The organism is Pseudomonas sp. LS.1a (genome assembly GCF_022533585.1).
GTDB lineage: Bacteria > Pseudomonadota > Gammaproteobacteria > Pseudomonadales > Pseudomonadaceae > Aquipseudomonas.
On record NZ_CP092827.1, the window covers coordinates 382,344 to 401,383 of the forward strand.

Sequence of the window (19,040 nt, forward strand, 5' to 3'; positions counted from 1 at the left end):
CCCTTTCGCGACACAAGGCCGCTCCCACAAGTACCGCGCCAAACCTCAGCCTTGCGCGGTACCTGTGGGAGCGGCCTTGTGTCGCGAAAGGGCTGCAAAGCAGCCCCCTGTCGCAGATGTCGCTTACAACCCGTTACGCGCCTTGAACTCGCGGCGACGGCGGTGCAGTACCGGCTCGGTATAACCGTTCGGCTGCTTGCCACCTTCCACCACCAGCTCCACTGCCGCCTGGAACGCGACGTTGTCGTCGAAGTTCGGGGCCATCGGGCGGTACAGCGCGTCACCGGCGTTCTGCTGGTCAACCACTACAGCCATGCGCTTGAGGCTCTCCAGCACCTGCTCCTGGCTGACCACGCCGTGGCGCAGCCAGTTGGCCAGCAGCTGGGCCGAAATACGCAGGGTGGCGCGGTCTTCCATCAGGCCGACGTTGTTGATGTCCGGCACCTTCGAGCAACCCACGCCCTGGTCGATCCAGCGCACCACGTAGCCGAGGATACCCTGGGCGTTGTTGTCCAGTTCGTTGCGGATCTCTTCGGCCGACCAGTTGGTGTCGGTGGCCAGCGGGATGGTCAGGATGTCGTCCACCGACGCCGGGGTACGCGAAGCCAGTTCACGCTGACGCGCCTGTACGTCCACCTTGTGGTAGTGCAGGGCGTGCAGGGTGGCGGCGGTCGGCGACGGTACCCAGGCGGTGTTGGCGCCGGCCAGCGGGTGGGCGATCTTCTGCTCGAGCATGGCCGCCATCAGGTCCGGCATGGCCCACATGCCTTTGCCGATCTGCGCACGGCCTTGCAGGCCGGTGGCCAGGCCGACGTCGACGTTGTTGTTCTCGTAGGCACCGATCCATTTCTCGTTTTTCATGGCGCCCTTGCGCACCACGGCGCCGGCCTCCATCGAGGTGTGGATTTCATCGCCGGTACGGTCGAGGAAGCCGGTGTTGATGAACACCACGCGCTCGGCTGCAGCCTTGATGCACGACTTGAGGTTGACCGTGGTGCGGCGCTCCTCGTCCATGATGCCGACCTTGACGGTATTGCGCTTCATGCCCAGCAGGTCTTCGACCTGGCTGAAGATCTCGGCGGCGAAGGCGACTTCCTCCGGCCCGTGCATCTTCGGCTTGACGATGTACACGCTGCCGCTGCGGGTGTTCTTGCGGCTGGTGTTGCCGTTGAGGTTGTGCAGGGCGATCAGGTTGGTGAACAGGCCGTCCTGGATACCTTCGGGGATTTCGTTGCCCTGGGCGTCGAGGATCGCCGGGTTGGTCATCAGGTGGCCTACGTTGCGCACGAACAGCAGCGAACGGCCGTGCAGGGTCACGCTGCCACCGTTGGGTGCGGCGTACTCGCGGTCCGGGTTCATGGTGCGGGTGAAGGTCTTGCCACCCTTGGTCACGCTTTCGGCCAGGTCGCCTTTCATCAGGCCCAGCCAGTTGCGGTAGACGATCACCTTGTCGTCGGCGTCGACGGCGGCAACCGAGTCTTCGCAGTCCATGATGGTGGTCAGCGCCGATTCCATCAGGATGTCTTTGACGCCGGCGGCGTCGGTGCTGCCGACCGGGGTGCTGGCATCGACCTGGATTTCGAAGTGCAGGCCGTTGTGCTTGAGCAACACGGCGGTCGGCGCGGCGGCATCGCCGTGGAAGCCGATCAGCTGGGCGTCGTCACGCAGGCCGCTGTTGCTGCCGCCTTTCAGGGCGACGATCAGCTTGCCGCCTTCGATACGGTAGCCGGTGGAGTCGACGTGCGAGCCGGCTGCCAGTGGTGCGGCTTCGTCGAGGAAGGCGCGGGCGAAGGCGATGACCTTGTCGCCACGCACCTTGTTGTAGCCCTGGCCTTTCTCGGCGCCGCCTTCATCGCTGATGGCATCGGTGCCATACAGCGCGTCGTACAGCGAACCCCAGCGGGCGTTGGCGGCGTTCAGGGCGAAGCGGGCGTTCATCACCGGAACGACCAGCTGCGGGCCGGCCATGTGGGCGATTTCTTCGTCCACGTTCTGGGTGGTGGCCTGGAAATCGTCGGCTTGTGGCAGCAGGTAGCCGATTTCCTGGAGGAAGCTTTTGTAGGCTGCGGCGTCGTGGGCCTGGCCTTTGCGTGCCTGGTGCCAGGCGTCGATCTTGGCTTGCAGCTCGTCGCGCTTGGCGAGCAGGGCTTTGTTCTTTGGAGCGAGGTCATTGATGATCTTCTCTGCACCCGCCCAGAACTGCTCGGCGACGATGCCGGTCCCGGGGATGGCTTCGTTGTTCACGAAGTCGTACAGGACCTTGGCGACCTGAAGGCCACCGACTTGAACGTATCCAGTCATTGCTTGCCTCACTCTGCTCAGCTATTTCGCTCTTCTGTATTAAGCCTGTAGCGCTTCTCTAAACACGGCACCAGTGCATGCCCCCGAGTAAAGCCCCGGGCGCGGCTGGGTGCGGCCTGCCAGACCGGCTGGCAGACAGTGTGCGTATTTTCACAGGCGCCTTGGCAGACATCCAAACGACGTTTTGTAGTCCGCGCCACGGGATACTACATGAAGCAGTAGGCGGGGCAAAATCAGACTAAAAGCGCCGTTATGCGACCCGTTGGTCGCGTATGGTCACGCTGGGAGTGGGTATGTTCGCAAAAAACAGGTGGATTGTTCCAGATAAATCTTGAAACAGTACACGATTCGTTATGCAGATTGCCCTGCGGCAGGTTGCCGCGCCTTGCCTATACTGAGTCGATCCCCCGATTTTCTGCCGCCCGGAAGCGGTCCGACACGAGGAAGGGCTTGTGGATCATCTTGTACTGACAGTGATTGCCCCCGACAAGGCGGGCCAGGTCGAGCGCATTGCCCAGTGCATCGCCGACCACAGTGGCAACTGGCTGGAAAGCCGCATGTCGCGCATGGCCGGGCAGTTTGCCGGCATCCTGCGGGTGGCGGTGCCGGCGGAAAACTACGACGAGCTGGTGGCCTCGCTGCAGGGGTTGGTCCGCTATGACATTCGCGTGCTGATCGCCGAGAGCGGCATCGAGCCGTCGTGCACCTGGAAGCCGATTGCCATGGAGCTGGTAGGGAATGACCGGCCGGGGATCGTGCGTGACATCACCCGCTTGCTGGCGGACCTGGGGGTGAACCTTGAACGGTTTACCACTGAGGTGCGGCCGGCGCCGATGAGCAGCGAGCCGCTGTTCCATGCCGATGCCTTGCTGGCATTGCCGTTGACCCTGTCGCTGGACGACTTGCAGCAGAAGCTGGAGAGCCTGGCGGACGACTTGATGGTGGAGTTGAAGCTGCGGCCGGAGGAGTAATCCGGGATTGCCGGTGAAAGGGCTGCAAAGCAGCCCCCTGCGGTTATCCCGATATCACGGGGAAGGCCCTGTGGATAACCTGGGGTGTACCTCTCCAGCCCAATAACTGCGCGCCTTCCACAACTTTGCTCAAAAAATGCTCAAAAATCAGCAGCTTGTGCACAAAGTACGGGGACCAGGGTGTGGATAACCTTTGGAGATGTCTCTGCAGGCCACGAATCACATGGCCTGCAGCGGTTTGTTTGTTTTTTGATCAGCTGCGCTTGCGCAAACTCAGCCACGCATCGACGCTGTAAATCGCCAAGCCCGCCCAGATGAACATGAACGCCACCAGGTTGCTCGATGACAGATGCTCATCGAACAGCAGCACCGCCTGCAGCAGCACCAGGGTCGGCGCCAGATATTGCAGGAAGCCCAGGGTGGTGTACGGCAAGTGGCGCGCAGCCGCGTTGAAGCACACCAGCGGCACCAGTGTCACCGGCCCCGCGGCCATCAACCACAACGCTTCGCTGCTGGTGTAGAACGCGCCCTGGGCACTTGTCGCCGCCGGGTGCAGCAACAGCCAGCCAAGCGCCAGCGGTACCAGCATCCAGGTTTCCACCACCAGGCCCGGCAGTGCCGCCACCGGTGCCTGCTTGCGAATCAGCCCATAGAAGCCGAAGCTCAGTGCCAGCACCAGCGACACCCAGGGCAGGCTGCCCACCTGCCATACTTGCTGGGCCACACCCACGGCAGCCATGGCCACGGCCAGCCACTGCAGGCGGCGCAGGCGCTCGCCAAGAATCAGCATGCCCAGCAGCACATTGATCAGCGGGTTGATGTAGTAGCCCAGGCTGGCCTCGAGCATGCGCCCGTTGTTCACCGACCAGACGTAGGTCAGCCAGTTACCGGCGATCAGCGCCCCGCTCAGGGCGAGGATGCCCAGCCGGCGCGGGTTGTTGCGCAGTTCACGCCACCAGCCGGGGTGTTTCCACACCAGTAGCAGCAGCGAGCCGAACAGTGCCGACCACAGTACCCGGTGGACAATGATCTCCACCGCCGGGACGCTCTGGATCGCCTTGAAGTACAGGGGGAACAGGCCCCAGATGATGTAGGCGCTGAGGCCCAGTAGGTACCCGCGACGCGGGTTTGCGGCGTGCATGCAGAATCCTTGCTTAGGTAGCTAAATAAAGCGCAGGGCTATTTCAGCACAGGTTGGCGAGTTGTGCTGGCACTTATGAAACGCGAAAACCAGGGCATGGCCCTGGTTTTCGGCGTCAACGGCACGGGGAGTCTGGCCGTCAAATGCACACCCAACCGATCATTCCCGGTTTATGCGCGCCCTACGCGAATTGTCGCTAGCTTCAACGGATGCATAAAGAGCCAGGAATTTTTCAGCACTGACAAAGGGAATGGGCAGAATCAAACTGGCGTATTGAGGTACGAATTGCCCGTCATGGATCGCCACGATGACAATGTACTCATCGTCCGGCCTGGAAGGGTGTGGCGTGTAGATACCGTCGTCGATTGTGCCATTGCCGACACGCACATGCCATGAGGTTTGTTCCTTTGGTACTTGCTGCTCCGGCCTGCCATTGGGCTTCACCCAGAATTCAAGCTCCACACCTGCTTGCCCCTGTTTTGGCTTCAGCCAATAAGCGCCTTCCATTTCAACAGGCAAGAGTATATGGACGGTCTTGGTGAAAGTCTTACTGCTGACCACTACTTTATCAAGACGCAGTACCGAATCAACTTTGGGCATGCCTTCTTCCCACTCTGGCACCTGTTTGGGGGAGGTAGCGTTTGTTTACCTGCCCTAGAGGGTCGGGGTCGGGCGCGTCGACCAGGTCACCCAGCCCTTCGACTTTTATGCTGATGTCATTTCTGTTCATTTCGCCAGCGACTATATCGGTATAGGCGTTCAGGTTTACGGTCGCGATGGAGGGGTAGATACTGATACTGGTTCGCAGAACGCTCACCAGTACATGAGAAACCGCACTGCCTATTTGAGCGCTAACGATGACCTTGATGTGACTGCCTTCGAATTGGTCGGCAGCGGGCGCGGAGTAAGTTCCGGTACTCGGGTGGATTGTGCCTGTAGGGTTGTCACCGTTGTAATCAGGGAGGTGACGTACGCTCCATGTTACGCCTCCGCTGGCGGCTTCGGTCTTGAAGGTTATGCTCCCGCCGGGCAGTACGCTGGTTTCACCGTTGTCGATCGGTTTGTCGTCGCTTCTGGTAATTGTGAGCTTGTTTCGCTCAGGCGCCAGTTGACCCAGGGCGGTCACGTCATTCGGCCAATGTGCCGACTCAAGGGTGACTTGCGAGTTGCGGAACAGTAGTGACGAAAGGATGAAGGTGTCTACTTCAGTACTTATACCGGCGAAGGAGTCATTTACACCAAACAGGAAGTCATCGAAGTTTTTCTTCAAGCGCTCTTCAATAAAGTCCCTGATATGTTGGTTTTTATCGTCAAGGGCCTCGTCCAGTTTGTCAGATACGTACCAGTTGAAGGACCCGCTTCCTCCAACTCGCGAAAGAACCAGTTTGTGTCGGCCTTCCTGGTCGTCTACTGAGAATTTATACTGGTGCTGGAAGTTCCAGACTGTGGTCAGTCTGCCGTCAGTTACGCCCGGATTTTCATCATAACCCCAGGTTACTCGTGCATATCTGTCGGTGGTTCCAATCCACTCAATGATCAGTCGGTCTTTATCGTGCTTTATCCTGAGCTTCTCTTTGGTATTACCCTCGGCGGGTGCGATATAGTCAAAGGCTTCCGCATGGAATCTGATGTAGTCCTGGCCGACTTTGCCGTAATTCATTTCGGCAATTTTGAATTTTCCAGCAGCTATGTATTCAATGTTATTCGAGGTGTTGATATGCATGGCTTTCCAGTCAAGCAGGCGAACAGACGAATCGCTAGACTTTAACTTCGGAATTATCAGGTTTGCTATAATGAAATTCGAGTGCAGCAGCACGTTGGCACTGAGGCCCTCCGGTAAAAGATAAGGGAGCTTTCTATTCTCGTCTGGCGGGCTAGCGTCATCACTGTCGAACCCTTCCAGTTCGACAAATAGAACGACAGCACCGTCGCCAAAGCCTTCCGTGTTTACACGTCCTGCTCCGGGGGCACCATGGGTACGTATTGCAAATCTATGTGGCTTTAGTGGAGAGTTCGCCAGATTCGAAAGCTGGCCCAATGTGTACTCGATTCGAGCCCTTTCCTCAGGCGCTTCAGCGTAGTCGTTAAAGAATCGACTGAAATGTTGCCCAAGTTTTTCGATTTCAAATGATGTTACGCCGCCATAAAAGTAATAGTTACTTTTGGTGATAAAGCTGAAATAGGCTCTACCCTCCTTGGAAACCTCTCCCCTATCACTTATCAAGTCGACGTCAAATACCAGAGACGGGCCATTGACAGGTGTTGCCTCCGCCAGTCGCGTAACCCGCCTGCGTGTGCTACCTATCGACTGGCTTAACTGAATCTGTTTGCCTCGCACACTTCGCATCATTAACTTGGCTTTGGAATTACTGAGGTCTGAATTCTCAAATGATAGCCTGGGTTCATCCAGGCAGAAATCCTGAAGCTGGTGATAGGAAAGGCCTGCTTCAATATCAACCTCGCTATTCATCGGGTCCAGAAACAGTCCGCCCGCATACCGCTCGATAAATTCTTGCTTCAATACATGGTTTGCAGTTTTTCGATCAAATGCCACAATTACCGGGTAGCCAAAATTCTTACGTACTTTGGCTAGTTCTTCCAGGAACTGTTCGAGCGACTGTTTTGTAGAGCTGTTCATGAGTTTCTCGCTTGGAAGGGTTTATGAGTTCGAGCGCTATCGCCATGGAATATTGTGATTGGCCATGGTTCACTGGGTTTTGGTGCTCGCATTAATTGCGGTGCCGGGTCGAACTTAATGCTTGAAGTGGACTTTATTGTGATGGAGGGATTTGGCCGGAAGCATGCGCCCGATCAGTACGCCACGGTTTGCTTTATTCATTGCTGAAAATCCCGCATTGCCTCGGGAGTTTTTTTACACCCAGCCTCCCGCCTTGCCTACTGGCAAAAATGCTAGGTTCAGCATGTAAGGAAGTTGCGGGAGAGGGCCGACATTTGCGTTTGCCGGCTTGCGCGATGGGGTGTCTGCCAGGTCGATTCTTTCTGACGCAGAACTTAGAACAACTTCAACGGCGGCTCATCCAGCGCGGCCATCTGTTCGCGCAGGGCAAGAATCTGGTCACCCCAGTAGCGCGGTTGGCCGAACCAAGGGAAGCTGGGCGGGAACGCCGGGTCGTCCCAGCGCCGTGCCAGCCAGGCGCTGTAGTGCAGCTGGCGCAGGGCGCGCAGGGGTTCGATCAGCGCCAGTTCGCGCGGGTCGAAGTCGTGGAATTCGTTATAGCCGTCGATCAGCTCGGCCAGTTGCCCCAGGCGCTCCTCGCGGCTGCCGGCCAGCATCATCCACAGGTCCTGCACCGCCGGGCCCATGCGGCAGTCGTCGAGGTCGACCACGTGGTACACCTCGTCGCGGTGCATCAGGTTGCCGGGGTGCAGGTCGCCGTGCAGGCGAATGAGCTGGTGCGGCGTGCGGGCATAGATGTCCTCCACCCGCTTGAGCAGGTCGCGCGCCACCGATTCGAAAGCCGGCAGCAGCTCGCGGGGGACAAAATCGCCTTCCAGCAAGGTATTCAGCGAGGCGTGGCCGAAGTTGTCCACAGCCAGCGCCTCGCGGTGCTGGAATGGTTTGCTGGCGCCGACGGCATGCAGGCGGCCGAGCAACTGGCCGAGGCGGTAGAGCTGGTCGAGGTTGCCTGGCTCCGGGGCGTGGCCGCCGCGGCGGGGGAACAGGGTGAAGCGAAAGCCCCGGTGTTCGAACAGGGTGCGGCCGTCGTGCTGCATTGGCGCAACCACCGGCACTTCGCAGTCGGCCAGTTCGGCTGTGAAGGCGTGTTCTTCGAGGATGGCCGCATCGCTCCAGCGGCCTGGGCGGTAGAACTTGGCGATCAGCGGTTGCGCGCCCTCGATGCCCACCTGGTAGACGCGGTTCTCGTAGCTGTTCAGCGCCAGCACCCGGGCATCGCTGAGAAAGCCCAGGCTTTCCACTGCGTCCAGGACCAGGTCAGGGGTGAGGGTGTCGAAGGGGTGGGACATGGTGGCTCCGGGGATAGGCGGCGTGGGGGCCATGGTAACGCGTTATGCCTGTACCGGCCTCTTCGCGGGTAAACCCGCTCCCACATGGACGGCGCAGCCGCCAGGGAAACGATGCACCTGTGGGAGCGGGTTTACCCGCGAACCGCGCAAAGCGCGGCCAGGCTATGCAGGAATCCCAAGCAATACATAGGAGGGATGAAACTGAACCCGCACCGAACTGCCAGCTGCCACCTGCTGCCCAGCCAACCAATCCGCCTCGGCAAACGCACACAACGTCTGCCCATTCCCCAACGCCAACCTGACCTCACCAGGCCCATCAGCCTCCGCCAGCACCTCCTCCACCGTCGCCCGCAGGCAATTACTCCCCGCTTCGGCCTCTTCCTCGTCGGCCAACAACCTCACCCACCCCGCCTTGAGCAGCGCCACCACCATCGTGCCCGGGGTCAGCTCAAGCCGCGCGGTGCTGTCGGGGGTGATCAACGCCTCGATCTCCAGCCCACCGCCCAACGCCAGGCTGACACGATCATGCCGACCCTCACGACGCAGGCCGCTGACCTGGCCCTGCAACTGGTTGCGCGCGCTGGTACGCAGCATCAGCCGACCGAGCAGGTCGAGGTCACTGGACTCTTCCGCTGCTTCGAGGATTTGCGCCTGCAGGACCTGCAGCCTCTGATACAGACGCAGTACTCGCTCGCCTTCCGTTGACAGGCGGGCACCACCGCCGCCACGCCCGCCGGTGCTGCGCTCGACCAAGGGCTGGCGAGCCAGATTGTTGAGTTCGTCAATGGCGTCCCAGGCAGCCTTGTAGCTGATGCCCGCGGCCTTGGCGGCGCGGGTGATCGACCCTTCTTCGGCAATGTGCTGCAGCAGCGCAATGCGCTGGGGCCGGCGGGCGATGTGCTGGGTGAGGAGGGGGGCAGGGACATGGGCATTCAGTCTTGTGGGGCCTGAGGATGGATAGTGTGTAGGAGCAACTGTCTTGCTCAAAATTTAAATGTACATGCGCTCACTCTGGGAGCTGGCCGGCGATGAGGCCCTTGAAATCACAGATAACCCGGCTTGGGCGTACGCGCCAGGCAGTACACATCCACCCGCTGCGCCCCGGCCTTGCGCAGCACCTGGGCAATGGCTTGGGCTGTGGTACCGGTGGTCAGCACGTCATCGACAATGGCGACGTGCTTGCCCGTCAACTCGCCCGTGACCGCAAACGCCTGGCGTAGGTTGCGTCGCCTGGCCTTGGCATCCAGTTGTTGCTGCGCAGGCGTCTCTCGTGTGCGCAGCAACAACCGCTCGTCGCAACGTACCCCCACGTGCGTCGACAGCCAGCGTCCGAGCATCCCCGCCTGGTTGAACCCCCGCTCCCGTAGTCGACCTTTGGCCAAGGGCACAGGCAACAACAGGTCGGGGCGCGGCAGCCCTTCGGCAAAGCGGTGCAACAGCCCATGCCCGAGCAATTCGGCCATCAGGCGGCCCAAAGGCCACTGGCGGTTGTGCTTGAAACGGCTGATCAGCGTGTCCACCGGAAAGCCGAAATGCCACAGTGCAATCACCTGCTCGAAGGCCGGTGCGCGGCGGCAGCACGGGACGCAGGTCAGGCCGGCCATGGGCAACGGCAGGGCGCAGCGCAGGCACTGGTCGCCCAGCCAGGGCAGTTCCTGCTCGCAGGCGATGCACAGCGGGTAGGGCTGATCGGCAGGCTCATCGCACAGCAAGCACGTTTGATTAATAAGTGAGCACTTGTAAACCAGTCTTTTCAGCTGTGGTTGACAGTTCATAGGCCTTCCATGACTATGCGAGCTATCCGTGATGCGCTGGCGGGCTTTCCTGTCCCGGCGCCAGCTTCAGCCTAAACAAGGAAACGCCAATGAGCGCCAGCACAACTGCAACAACACGTCACGACTGGTCCCTGGCCGAGGTCAAGGCGCTGTTCCAGCAACCGTTCAATGACCTGCTGTTCCAGGCGCAAACCGTGCACCGCGCGCATTTCGACCCGAACCGCGTTCAGGTTTCGACCCTGCTGTCGATCAAGACCGGCGCCTGCCCGGAAGATTGCAAATATTGTCCACAGTCCGGTCACTACAACACTGGGCTGGAAAAACAGAAGCTGATGGAAGTGCAGAAGGTGCTGGAAGAAGCTGCCCGCGCCAAAGCCATCGGTTCTACCCGCTTCTGCATGGGTGCGGCGTGGAAGCACCCGTCGGCCAAAGACATGCCCTACGTGCTGGAGATGGTCAAAGGCGTGAAAGCCATGGGCCTGGAAACCTGCATGACCCTCGGCAAGCTCGACCAGGAGCAGACCAAGGCTCTGGCCCAGGCCGGCCTGGACTACTACAACCACAACCTCGACACCTCGCCGGAGTTCTACGGCAGCATCATCACCACCCGCACCTACAGCGAGCGCCTGCAGACCCTGGCCTACGTGCGCGATGCCGGGATGAAGATCTGCTCCGGCGGCATCCTTGGCATGGGCGAGTCGCTGGACGACCGCGCCGGCCTGCTGATCCAGCTGGCCAACTTGCCCGAGCACCCGGAGTCGGTGCCGATCAACATGCTGGTCAAGGTGGCCGGCACGCCGCTGGCCGAGGAAGAGGACGTCGACCCGTTCGACTTCATTCGCATGCTGGCCGTGGCCCGTATCCTCATGCCCAAGTCGCACGTGCGCCTGTCCGCCGGCCGTGAGCAGATGAACGAGCAGATGCAGGCCCTGGCCTTCATGGCGGGCGCCAACTCGATCTTCTACGGTGAAAAGCTGCTGACCACTGCCAACCCGCAGGCCGACAAGGACATGCAGCTGTTCGCACGCCTGGGCATCAAGCCCGAAGCGCGTGAAGAGCACGCCGACGAAGTGCACCAGGCGGCGATCGAGCAGGCGCTGGTCGAACAGCGCAGCAGCGAGATGTTCTACAACGCCGCGACGGCCTGAGATGGCCTTCGACCTAGCGGCGCGTCTGGCCGAACGGCGTGCTGCAGACCTGTATCGGCAGCGGCCATTGCTGGAAAGCCCGCAGGGGCCGGAAGTAGTGGTCGATGGCCAGCGCTTGCTGGCCTTCTGCAGCAATGACTACCTGGGCCTGGCCAACCACCCTGAAGTAGTCGCTGCCTGGCAGGCCGGCGCCGAGCGTTGGGGTGTCGGTGGCGGTGCCTCGCACCTGGTGATCGGCCACAGTACGCCGCACCATCAGGTGGAAGAGGCCTTGGCCGAGCTCACCGGGCGCCCGCGTGCGTTGCTTTTCTCCACAGGCTATATGGCCAACCTGGGCGCCATCACCGCGCTGGTGGGGCAGGGGGACACGGTGCTTCAGGACCGTTTGAACCACGCTTCGCTGCTGGATGGCGGGCTGCTCAGCGGCGCCCGTTTCAACCGCTACCTGCACAACGACCCGGCCAGCCTGGCCAGTCGCCTGGACAAGGCCGTCGGCAATACGCTGGTGGTGACCGACGGCGTGTTCAGCATGGATGGCGACCTGGCCGACTTGCCGGCGCTGGCCGCTGTCGCCCGCGCCCGCGGCGCCTGGTTGATGGTCGACGATGCTCATGGCCTGGGTACCCTCGGCACCCGGGGCGGCGGTATTGTCGAGCACTTTGGTCTGGGCGTGGATGACGTGCCGGTGCTGATCGGTACGTTGGGCAAGGCTTGCGGTACCGCTGGCGCCTTTGTGGCCGGCAGCGAAGAGCTGATCGAAGCGCTGGTGCAGTTCGCCCGCCCGTACATCTACACCACCAGCCAGCCACCGGCCCTGGCCTGTGCCACGCTCAAGAGCCTGGAACTGCTACGCCGTGAGACCTGGCGCCGCGAGCATCTGGCAGCGCTGATCCGCCAGTTCCGGGAAGGCGCGCAGCAGATCGGCCTGGTATTGATGGACAGCCCGACACCGATCCAGCCGATCGTCATCGGCGACAGCGCGCAGGCCCTGCGCCTGTCACGCATGCTGCGTGAGCGCGGCTTGCTGGTGACGGCCATCCGCCCGCCCACCGTGCCAGCGGGCAGCGCGCGCCTGCGGGTGACATTGAGCGCGGCGCACAGCGAGGCGCAGGTGCAGCTATTGTTGAATGCATTGGCCGAGTGTTATCCACAGTTGGAGAGCGCCGATGCGTAATCGACTTGTTCTGTTGCCTGGCTGGGGCCTGGGCACTGCTTCCCTGGAGCCGCTGGCCGCCAGCCTGCGTGCCCAGGACGCCCGCCTGCAGGTGGAGCTGATGCCCTTGCCGGAACTGCCCCACAGCGATGTGCAGGCCTGGGTCGACCACCTCGACCGCAAGCTGCCGAGCGATGTCTGGCTGGGCGGCTGGTCGCTCGGCGGCATGCTGGCCAGCGCCCTGGCGCACAAGCGCGGCGACCATTGCTGCGGCCTGCTGACCCTGGCCAGCAACCCTAGTTTCGTAGCTCGCCCGGACTGGCCCCACGGCATGGCCGAAGACACCTTCGGCACCTTCCTCGACGGCTGCCGCAACCATACCCAGGTCACCCTCAAGCGCTTCCGCACACTGTGCAGCGATGGCGCCCTGCAACCCCGCACATTGTTACGCCAGCTGGGTGTCGGCGTACCGGATACCGACCCGCTGTACCTGGCCACCGGCCTGGAAGTGCTGGCCAGGCTGGACACCCGCGAAGCCCTGCAGGCCTACGGTGGCCCACAGCTGCACCTGTTCGCCGGCAGCGACGCGCTGGTGCCGGCCGAGGCGGCAAAAGCGCTGAGCGAGCTGCTGCCCGATGTGGAGGTGGGCCTGGTCGAAGACAGTTCCCACGCGTTCCTGCTGGAGTATCCGCAGGAACTGGCGGCGGGCATCAAGAGTTTCCTGCATGAGAGTGGCGATGACTGACCTTTCCCGTCCGACCCTGCCCGGCGCGCTGCCCGACAAGCGCCAGGTGGCGGCCTCGTTCTCCCGCGCCGCGGCCAGCTACGACAGCGTGGCAGCCTTGCAGCGTGCGGTGGGTTCGCACCTGCTGGAGCAGTTGCCGGAAGGCTTGCAGCCGTCACGCTGGCTGGATCTGGGCAGCGGCACCGGTCATTTCAGCCGGGCGCTGGCCGAGCGGTTCACCCAGGCCAGCGGCGTGGCGGTGGATATCGCCGAGGGCATGTTGTGCCATGCTCGCAACGAACAGGGCGGGGCGCACTATCATGTGGCCGGTGATGCCGAGCGTTTGCCACTGCGTGATGCCAGCGTCGACCTGGTGTTTACCAGCCTGGCCGTGCAGTGGTGCGACCAGTTCGCAAGCGTGCTGGCAGAAGTGCTGCGAGTACTGCGCCCGGGCGGCGTGCTGGCCTTCAGCAGCCTGTGTGTGGGTACCCTCGATGAACTGCGCGCCAGTTGGCAGACGGTGGATGGCCTGGTGCACGTGAACCGCTTCCGCCGTTTCGAGGACTATCAGCGTCTGTGCGCCGCCAGCGGCTTCGAACAGCTTGGGCTGCTGCGCTGCCCGCACGTGTTGCACTACCCGGATGTGCGCAGCCTGACCCATGAACTCAAGGCCCTCGGTGCCCACAACCTGAACCCTGGCCGGCCTTCCGGGCTTACCGGCCGGGCCCGCATGCAGGGCCTGCTGCAGGCCTATGAGGCATTTCGCCAGCCCGAGGGGCTGCCAGCCACCTACCAGGTGGTCTATGGTGTGTTGCGCAAGCCACAGGCGTAAGGGGAGCGAGATGAGTCAGGCCTATTTCATTGCCGGTACCGATACCGATGTTGGCAAGACCACCATCGCTGCCGGGCTGTTGCATGCGGCACGGTCGCAAGGCTTGAGCACGCTGGGGGCCAAGCCGGTGGCCTCCGGGTGCACGATGACGCCGAAAGGCTTGCGCAACAGCGACGCTCAGGCGTTGATCGATGAAAGCTCGATCAAGCTGCCCTACGAGCAGGTCAACCCGTTTGCTTTCGAGCCGGCCATCGCACCGCACGTGGCGGCGCGCGAGGCCGGGGTGACGCTTGCCGTGCCGGAGCTGTTGGCGGCGATGCGCAATGTGCTGCAACAAAATGCCGACTTCACCCTGATCGAGGGGGCCGGTGGCTGGCGCGTGCCATTGTCGGGGCAAGCCAACTTGTCCGACCTGGCCATTGCCCTCAAGCTGCCGGTGATCCTGGTGGTGGGGGTGCGGCTGGGGTGCATCAGCCACGCCTTGCTCAGCGCCGAGGCGATTGCCCGTGACGGGCTGCAACTGGCGGGGTGGGTGGCAAACATCATCGAGCCGCGTACTTCGCGCCTGGAAGAGAACCTGGCCAGCCTGGCCGAACGCTTGCCGGCGCCTTGCCTGGGGCGGGTGCCCAAGTTGAAGCAGGCCAGTGCCGACATGGTGGCTGAACACCTTCAGCTGGATCTGCTGGATTAGCCGTTTCCAGGCCTGGCCCTTTCGCGGGTAAACCCGCTCCCACAGGTACTGCACAAGTCTCAGAAAACATGGAGATCCTGTGGGAGCGGGTTTACCCGCGAAGAGGCCGGTGCAGGAATACCCATGGCCTATCAACTGGCACCGGGCCATTAGGGATTTAAACGGGCCTTTTCGCCCCGGGCCTGTTTTAATTGGCCCTGTTCGTCATCCAGCGTCAATGGAGTCCTGACATGGAAATCACCGGTAGCTCCGCCTATTACGCGGGCCTGAGCGCAATCCAGACCGGCCAGAACCGCGTCGATCAGGCCGCCAGCCAGATCGCCAATACCACCGCCGAACGTACCGCCACCAGCCAGTCCAGCGATTTTCAGGCCGAACGCCTGCGCGCGGTCGACCGCAGCCAGCAGATGGACCTGGCCACCAGCACCGTGCAGCTGGCGGTGGGCAAGCTTGAAGTCGAGCTTGGCGCAAAGGTCGTCAAGGCATCCGACGAAATGCTCGGCCGGATCATCGACACCTACGCCTGATACGGCGGCTTTCCCGAACCTGTCGCTATCCCTGTGGGAGCGGGTTTACCCGCGAATGCGTCCGCCCGGACACTTCTGTTTTCCGGGCTGGTCCATTCGCGGGTAAACCCGCTCCCACAGGTGTATGTATCATGGCTTGTCAGTTTTGCCATTTTTCGTGGCGTAAATGGCACCATAGTCCATCCTTGACATCAGGCGGAGCTAAACGTAAGTTTCAAACAACTGTTTGATCGACGACCGCCAAGCGCGGGTCACCTCCACAGAACTCACCTAGAGGTTCATCGCAATGCCTGATTACAAAGCCCCCTTGCGTGATATCCGCTTCGTTCGCGACGAGCTGCTCGGCTATGAGGCGCACTATCAGAGCCTGCCGGGTTGCCAGGACGCCACGCCCGACATGGTCGATGCGATCCTCGAAGAAGGCGCGAAGTTCTGTGAGCAGGTGCTGTCGCCGCTGAACCGTGTGGGTGATCAGGAAGGCTGCACCTGGAGCGAATCGGGCGTGAAAACCCCGACCGGCTTCAAAGAGGCCTACCAGCAGTTCGTCGAAGGTGGCTGGCCGAGCCTGGCGCATGACGTCGAGCACGGCGGCCAGGGCCTGCCAGAGTCGCTGGGCCTGGCCCTGAGCGAAATGGTCGGCGGTTCGAACTGGTCGTGGGGCATGTACCCGGGCCTGTCGCACGGTGCGATGAACACCATCTCGGCGCACGGCACCGCCGAGCAGCAGCACACCTACCTGACCAAGCTGGTATCCGGCGAGTGGACCGGCACCATGTGCCTGACCGAGCCACACTGCGGTACCGACCTGGGCATGCTGCGCACCAAGGCCGAGCCACAGGCCGACGGCAGCTACAAGGTGTCGGGTACCAAGATCTTCATTTCGGCCGGTGAGCACGACATGGCCGACAACATTGTCCATATCGTCCTGGCCCGCCTGCCGGACGCACCGGCCGGCACCAAGGGCATCTCGCTGTTCATCGTGCCGAAGTTCCTGCCCAACGCCGAAGGCGGCGTGGGCGAGCGCAACGGCGTGAGCTGCGGCTCGATCGAACACAAGATGGGTATCCACGGCAACGCCACCTGCGTGATGAACTTCGACGGCGCCACCGGCTACCTGATCGGCCCGGCCAACAAAGGCCTGAACTGCATGTTCACCTTCATGAACACCGCTCGCCTGGGCACTGCGCTGCAAGGCCTGGCCCACGCCGAGGTAGCCTTCCAGGGTGGCCTGAAGTACGCCCGTGAGCGCCTGCAGATGCGCTCCCTGACTGGCCCGAAAGCACCGGACAAGGCCGCTGACCCGATCATCGTCCACCCGGACGTGCGTCGCATGCTGCTGACCATGAAGGCTTTCGCCGAAGGCAACCGCGCGATGGTGTACTTCACTGCCAAGCAGGTGGACATCGTCAAGTACAGCCAGGATGAAGAAGAGCGCAAGAAGGCCGATGCCCTGCTGGCGTTCCTGACCCCGATCGCCAAGGCGTTCATGACCGAAGTCGGCTTCGAAGCCGCCAACCACGGCGTGCAGATCTACGGCGGCCATGGCTTCATCGCCGAGTGGGGCATGGAGCAGAACGTGCGCGACAGCCGCATTTCCATGCTGTACGAAGGCACCACCGGCATCCAGGCCCTGGACCTGCTCGGCCGCAAGGTGCTGATGACCCAGGGCGAAGCGCTGAAGGGCTTTACCAAGATCGTGCACAAGTTCTGCCAGGCGCAGGAAGGCAACGAGGCGGTCAAAGAGTTCGTCGAACCGCTGGCGGCGCTGAACAAGGAGTGGGGCGAGCTGACCATGAAAGTGGGCATGGCCGCCATGAAGGACCGTGAAGAAGTGGGTGCGGCCTCGGTCGATTACCTGATGTATTCCGGCTACGCTTGCCTGGCCTACTTCTGGGCCGACATCGCCCGCCTGGCGGCCGAGAAACTGGCTGCCGGTACCAGCGAAGAGGCGTTCTACACCGCCAAGCTGCAGACCGCGCGCTTCTACTTCCAGCGCATCCTGCCGCGTACCCGTACCCATGTGGCGACCATGCTGTCGGGTGCCAACAACCTGATGGCGATGGACGAAGAGAACTTCGGCCTGTCGTACTGATCCTGCCGCTGTACGCGAAACCCGCCTGCCTTCACCGGCAGGCGGGTTTTTTGCATTCTGGGGTGGGCACAATTCCCGTGTTTTACACGATCATTGTGGGAGCGGGTTTACCCGCGAAGAATGCGACACGGTATATGGCACCGGCTTTGCCGGTGTTCGCGGGTAAACCCGCTCCCACACTGATCGCGTGCAACCCGGAATTTCGTGTTCACTCCATCCGCATATTCAACTGTTCATGTGCACTGCCGATGAAGTAAGGGCACAATGCCATTATTGATCTGCCGGGTCGGAGATTACCCTTGTTTCGTCTTAACGCTGTTCGCGCAAGCCACTTCCTGCCGTCGCTGTTCTTGTTGCTGGCAGGGCTCGCCGCAGCCTATGTGAGAGACCTCAGTGTCTTTTTCACATCGCTGTTCAATGTCCTGCCTACCTTGGTCCTGCTGCTGGGCGGCGCCTATTGCGCGGTGTACCGCCGCCAGCGCGAGCTGTTCCTGATGCTCACGGTGTATATCGCCTACTTTCTGCTCGATACCCAGACCGACTTCTACCGTGACCATGGCCGCGTGCGCGAAGACGCGGCGGTGATCTTTCACTTGGTGTGCCTGCTGCTGCCCGCCCTGTTCGGGTTGTATGGCGCCTGGCAGGAGCGCACCCATCTGCTGCAGGACCTGGTCGCCCGTGGCGCCGTGCTGTTTGCCGTCGGCAGCGTGGCGGTGGCCCTGGAGCAAAGCTACCCCGAGGCGTTGCTGACCTGGTTGGCGGAAATCCGCTGGCCAACCTTGCACGGCCAATGGATGAGCCTGATCCAGATGGTCTACCCACTGTTTCTCGGCGTGTTCATCCTGCTGGTGGTGCAATACCTGCGCGCGCCACGGCCGCTGCACGCAGCGTTGATCACAGGGCTGCTGGGCATCTTCTGGATGCTGCCGCAAACCTTCATCCTGCCGTTCACCCTGAACATCATGTGCAGCCAGGTAATGCTGATGATCGCTGCGGCGGTGGCGCACGAGGCCTACCAGATGGCCTTCCGCGACGAGCTGACCGGCCTGCCGGGGCGCCGTGCGCTGAACGAGCGCATGCAGCGCCTGGGCCGCAACTATGTGATCGCCATGACCGATGTCGACCACTTCAAGAAATTCAACGACACCCATGGCCACGATGTGGGCGACCAGGTGCTGCGCCTGGTCGCCAGCCGCCTGTCCAAGGTCACCGGCGGTGGTCGGGCCTACCGCTATGGCGGCGAGGAGTTCGCCCTGGTGTTTGCCGGCAAGACCGCCGAGGAATGTGTGCCGCATGTGGAAGCCGTGCGCGAAGTGATCGCCAACTACGTGATGCACCTGCGCGACCAGCACAACCGCCCGCAGGACGATACCACCGGGCGCCAGCGGCGAGCGGGTAGCAGTGGCGGCACGGTATCGGTCACCATCAGCATTGGCGTGGCCGAGCGCCAGACCGATCATCGTAACCCCGAGGCCGTGTTGAAATCCGCCGACCAGGCGCTGTACAGCGCCAAGGGTGCGGGGCGCAATTGTGTCATGGTACATGGACAACAATCGCAGCGTGGGGCAGTGCGCACGGCGTGACCGGAATAGACTATATAGTCTAGTGATGACCCTATGTCTCGTAAAAGTTGTTCGGTTACACTGCCTGTAACCCAGTGTCGCGGTTCCCCGAGACCGCCCCGACCCGACTAGCGAG

The 19,040-nt window shown here is 61.8% G+C and carries 16 protein-coding genes; 9 read left to right on the forward strand and 7 right to left on the reverse strand.

Translation table 11 applies throughout. The features are described 5' to 3' along the window. Nucleotides 1-123: 123 nt before the first annotated feature. Entirely contained in the window at nt 124-2,301 is a 2,178-nt protein-coding gene (locus MKK04_RS01635) for a malate synthase G (RefSeq protein WP_207834012.1), read from the reverse strand. 452 nt (nt 2,302-2,753) lie between these two features. Here MKK04_RS01635 and MKK04_RS01640 point away from each other — a divergent pair, with 452 nt between their 5' ends. Beyond that, the gene (locus MKK04_RS01640) at nt 2,754-3,272 is read left to right on the forward strand and encodes a glycine cleavage system protein R (RefSeq protein WP_087502009.1); all 519 of its coding nucleotides are present in this window, start codon (nt 2,754-2,756) and stop codon (nt 3,270-3,272) included. A 253-nt stretch (nt 3,273-3,525) separates the two neighbouring features. Here MKK04_RS01640 and rarD read toward each other — a convergent pair whose 3' ends face one another. From rarD to MKK04_RS01670, 6 genes are all read right to left on the reverse strand, one after another. Then, entirely contained in the window at nt 3,526-4,413 is an 888-nt protein-coding gene (gene rarD / locus MKK04_RS01645; protein WP_233688020.1) for an EamA family transporter RarD, read from the reverse strand. Nucleotides 4,414-4,572: 159 nt separating this feature from the next. After that, nucleotides 4,573-5,013, reverse strand: a complete 441-nt coding sequence (locus MKK04_RS01650; RefSeq protein ID WP_241106175.1) for a hypothetical protein — start codon at nt 5,011-5,013, stop codon at nt 4,573-4,575. After that, nucleotides 5,000-7,051, reverse strand: coding sequence for a hypothetical protein (locus tag MKK04_RS01655; protein ID WP_241106176.1), 2,052 nt, complete (start codon nt 7,049-7,051; stop codon nt 5,000-5,002). The genes MKK04_RS01650 and MKK04_RS01655 overlap by 14 nt, the downstream gene beginning before the upstream one ends. 374 nt (nt 7,052-7,425) lie before the next feature. Then, the gene (locus MKK04_RS01660; protein ID WP_207834044.1) at nt 7,426-8,400 is read right to left on the reverse strand and encodes a serine/threonine protein kinase; all 975 of its coding nucleotides are present in this window, start codon (nt 8,398-8,400) and stop codon (nt 7,426-7,428) included. Nucleotides 8,401-8,562: 162 nt separating this feature from the next. Further along, nucleotides 8,563-9,336 (reverse strand): TOBE domain-containing protein, encoded by a 774-nt coding sequence (locus MKK04_RS01665; RefSeq protein WP_241106781.1) that lies wholly within the window; start codon nt 9,334-9,336, stop codon nt 8,563-8,565. Nucleotides 9,337-9,443: 107 nt separating this feature from the next. Then, nucleotides 9,444-10,175 (reverse strand): ComF family protein, encoded by a 732-nt coding sequence (locus MKK04_RS01670; RefSeq protein WP_207834055.1) that lies wholly within the window; start codon nt 10,173-10,175, stop codon nt 9,444-9,446. Nucleotides 10,176-10,264: 89 nt separating this feature from the next. On the opposite strand from MKK04_RS01670, the gene bioB reads away from it, so the two are divergent. From bioB to MKK04_RS01710, 8 genes are all read left to right on the forward strand, one after another. Further along, on the forward strand, nt 10,265-11,323 hold the full coding sequence (gene bioB, locus MKK04_RS01675; RefSeq protein ID WP_013970556.1) for a biotin synthase BioB: 1,059 nt from the start codon (nt 10,265-10,267) through the stop codon (nt 11,321-11,323). A 1-nt stretch (nt 11,324) separates the two neighbouring features. After that, nucleotides 11,325-12,497, forward strand: coding sequence for an 8-amino-7-oxononanoate synthase (gene bioF, locus MKK04_RS01680; protein WP_207834057.1), 1,173 nt, complete (start codon nt 11,325-11,327; stop codon nt 12,495-12,497). Further along, a complete protein-coding gene (locus MKK04_RS01685) occupies nt 12,490-13,221 on the forward strand; it encodes an alpha/beta fold hydrolase (RefSeq protein WP_207834059.1) in 732 nt (243 codons plus the stop codon). Before bioF ends, MKK04_RS01685 begins: the two co-directional genes overlap by 8 nt. Continuing rightward, a complete protein-coding gene (bioC, locus tag MKK04_RS01690) occupies nt 13,214-14,032 on the forward strand; it encodes a malonyl-ACP O-methyltransferase BioC (protein WP_241106177.1) in 819 nt (272 codons plus the stop codon). The genes MKK04_RS01685 and bioC overlap by 8 nt, the downstream gene beginning before the upstream one ends. Nucleotides 14,033-14,042: 10 nt before the next feature. Continuing rightward, nucleotides 14,043-14,723 carry a dethiobiotin synthase gene (gene bioD, locus MKK04_RS01695; protein WP_233688017.1) on the forward strand — a complete coding sequence of 227 codons (681 nt, stop codon included), beginning with the start codon at nt 14,043-14,045 and terminating at the stop codon, nt 14,721-14,723. 230 nt (nt 14,724-14,953) lie between these two features. Continuing rightward, entirely contained in the window at nt 14,954-15,250 is a 297-nt protein-coding gene (locus tag MKK04_RS01700; RefSeq protein ID WP_025337434.1) for a hypothetical protein, read from the forward strand. 286 nt (nt 15,251-15,536) lie between these two features. Further along, a complete protein-coding gene (locus MKK04_RS01705; protein WP_133970035.1) occupies nt 15,537-17,342 on the forward strand; it encodes a phenylacyl-CoA dehydrogenase in 1,806 nt (601 codons plus the stop codon). Nucleotides 17,343-17,641: 299 nt separating this feature from the next. Continuing rightward, nucleotides 17,642-18,925 carry a GGDEF domain-containing protein gene (locus MKK04_RS01710; protein ID WP_207834072.1) on the forward strand — a complete coding sequence of 428 codons (1,284 nt, stop codon included), beginning with the start codon at nt 17,642-17,644 and terminating at the stop codon, nt 18,923-18,925. The last annotated feature ends 115 nt before the right edge of the window (nt 18,926-19,040 follow it).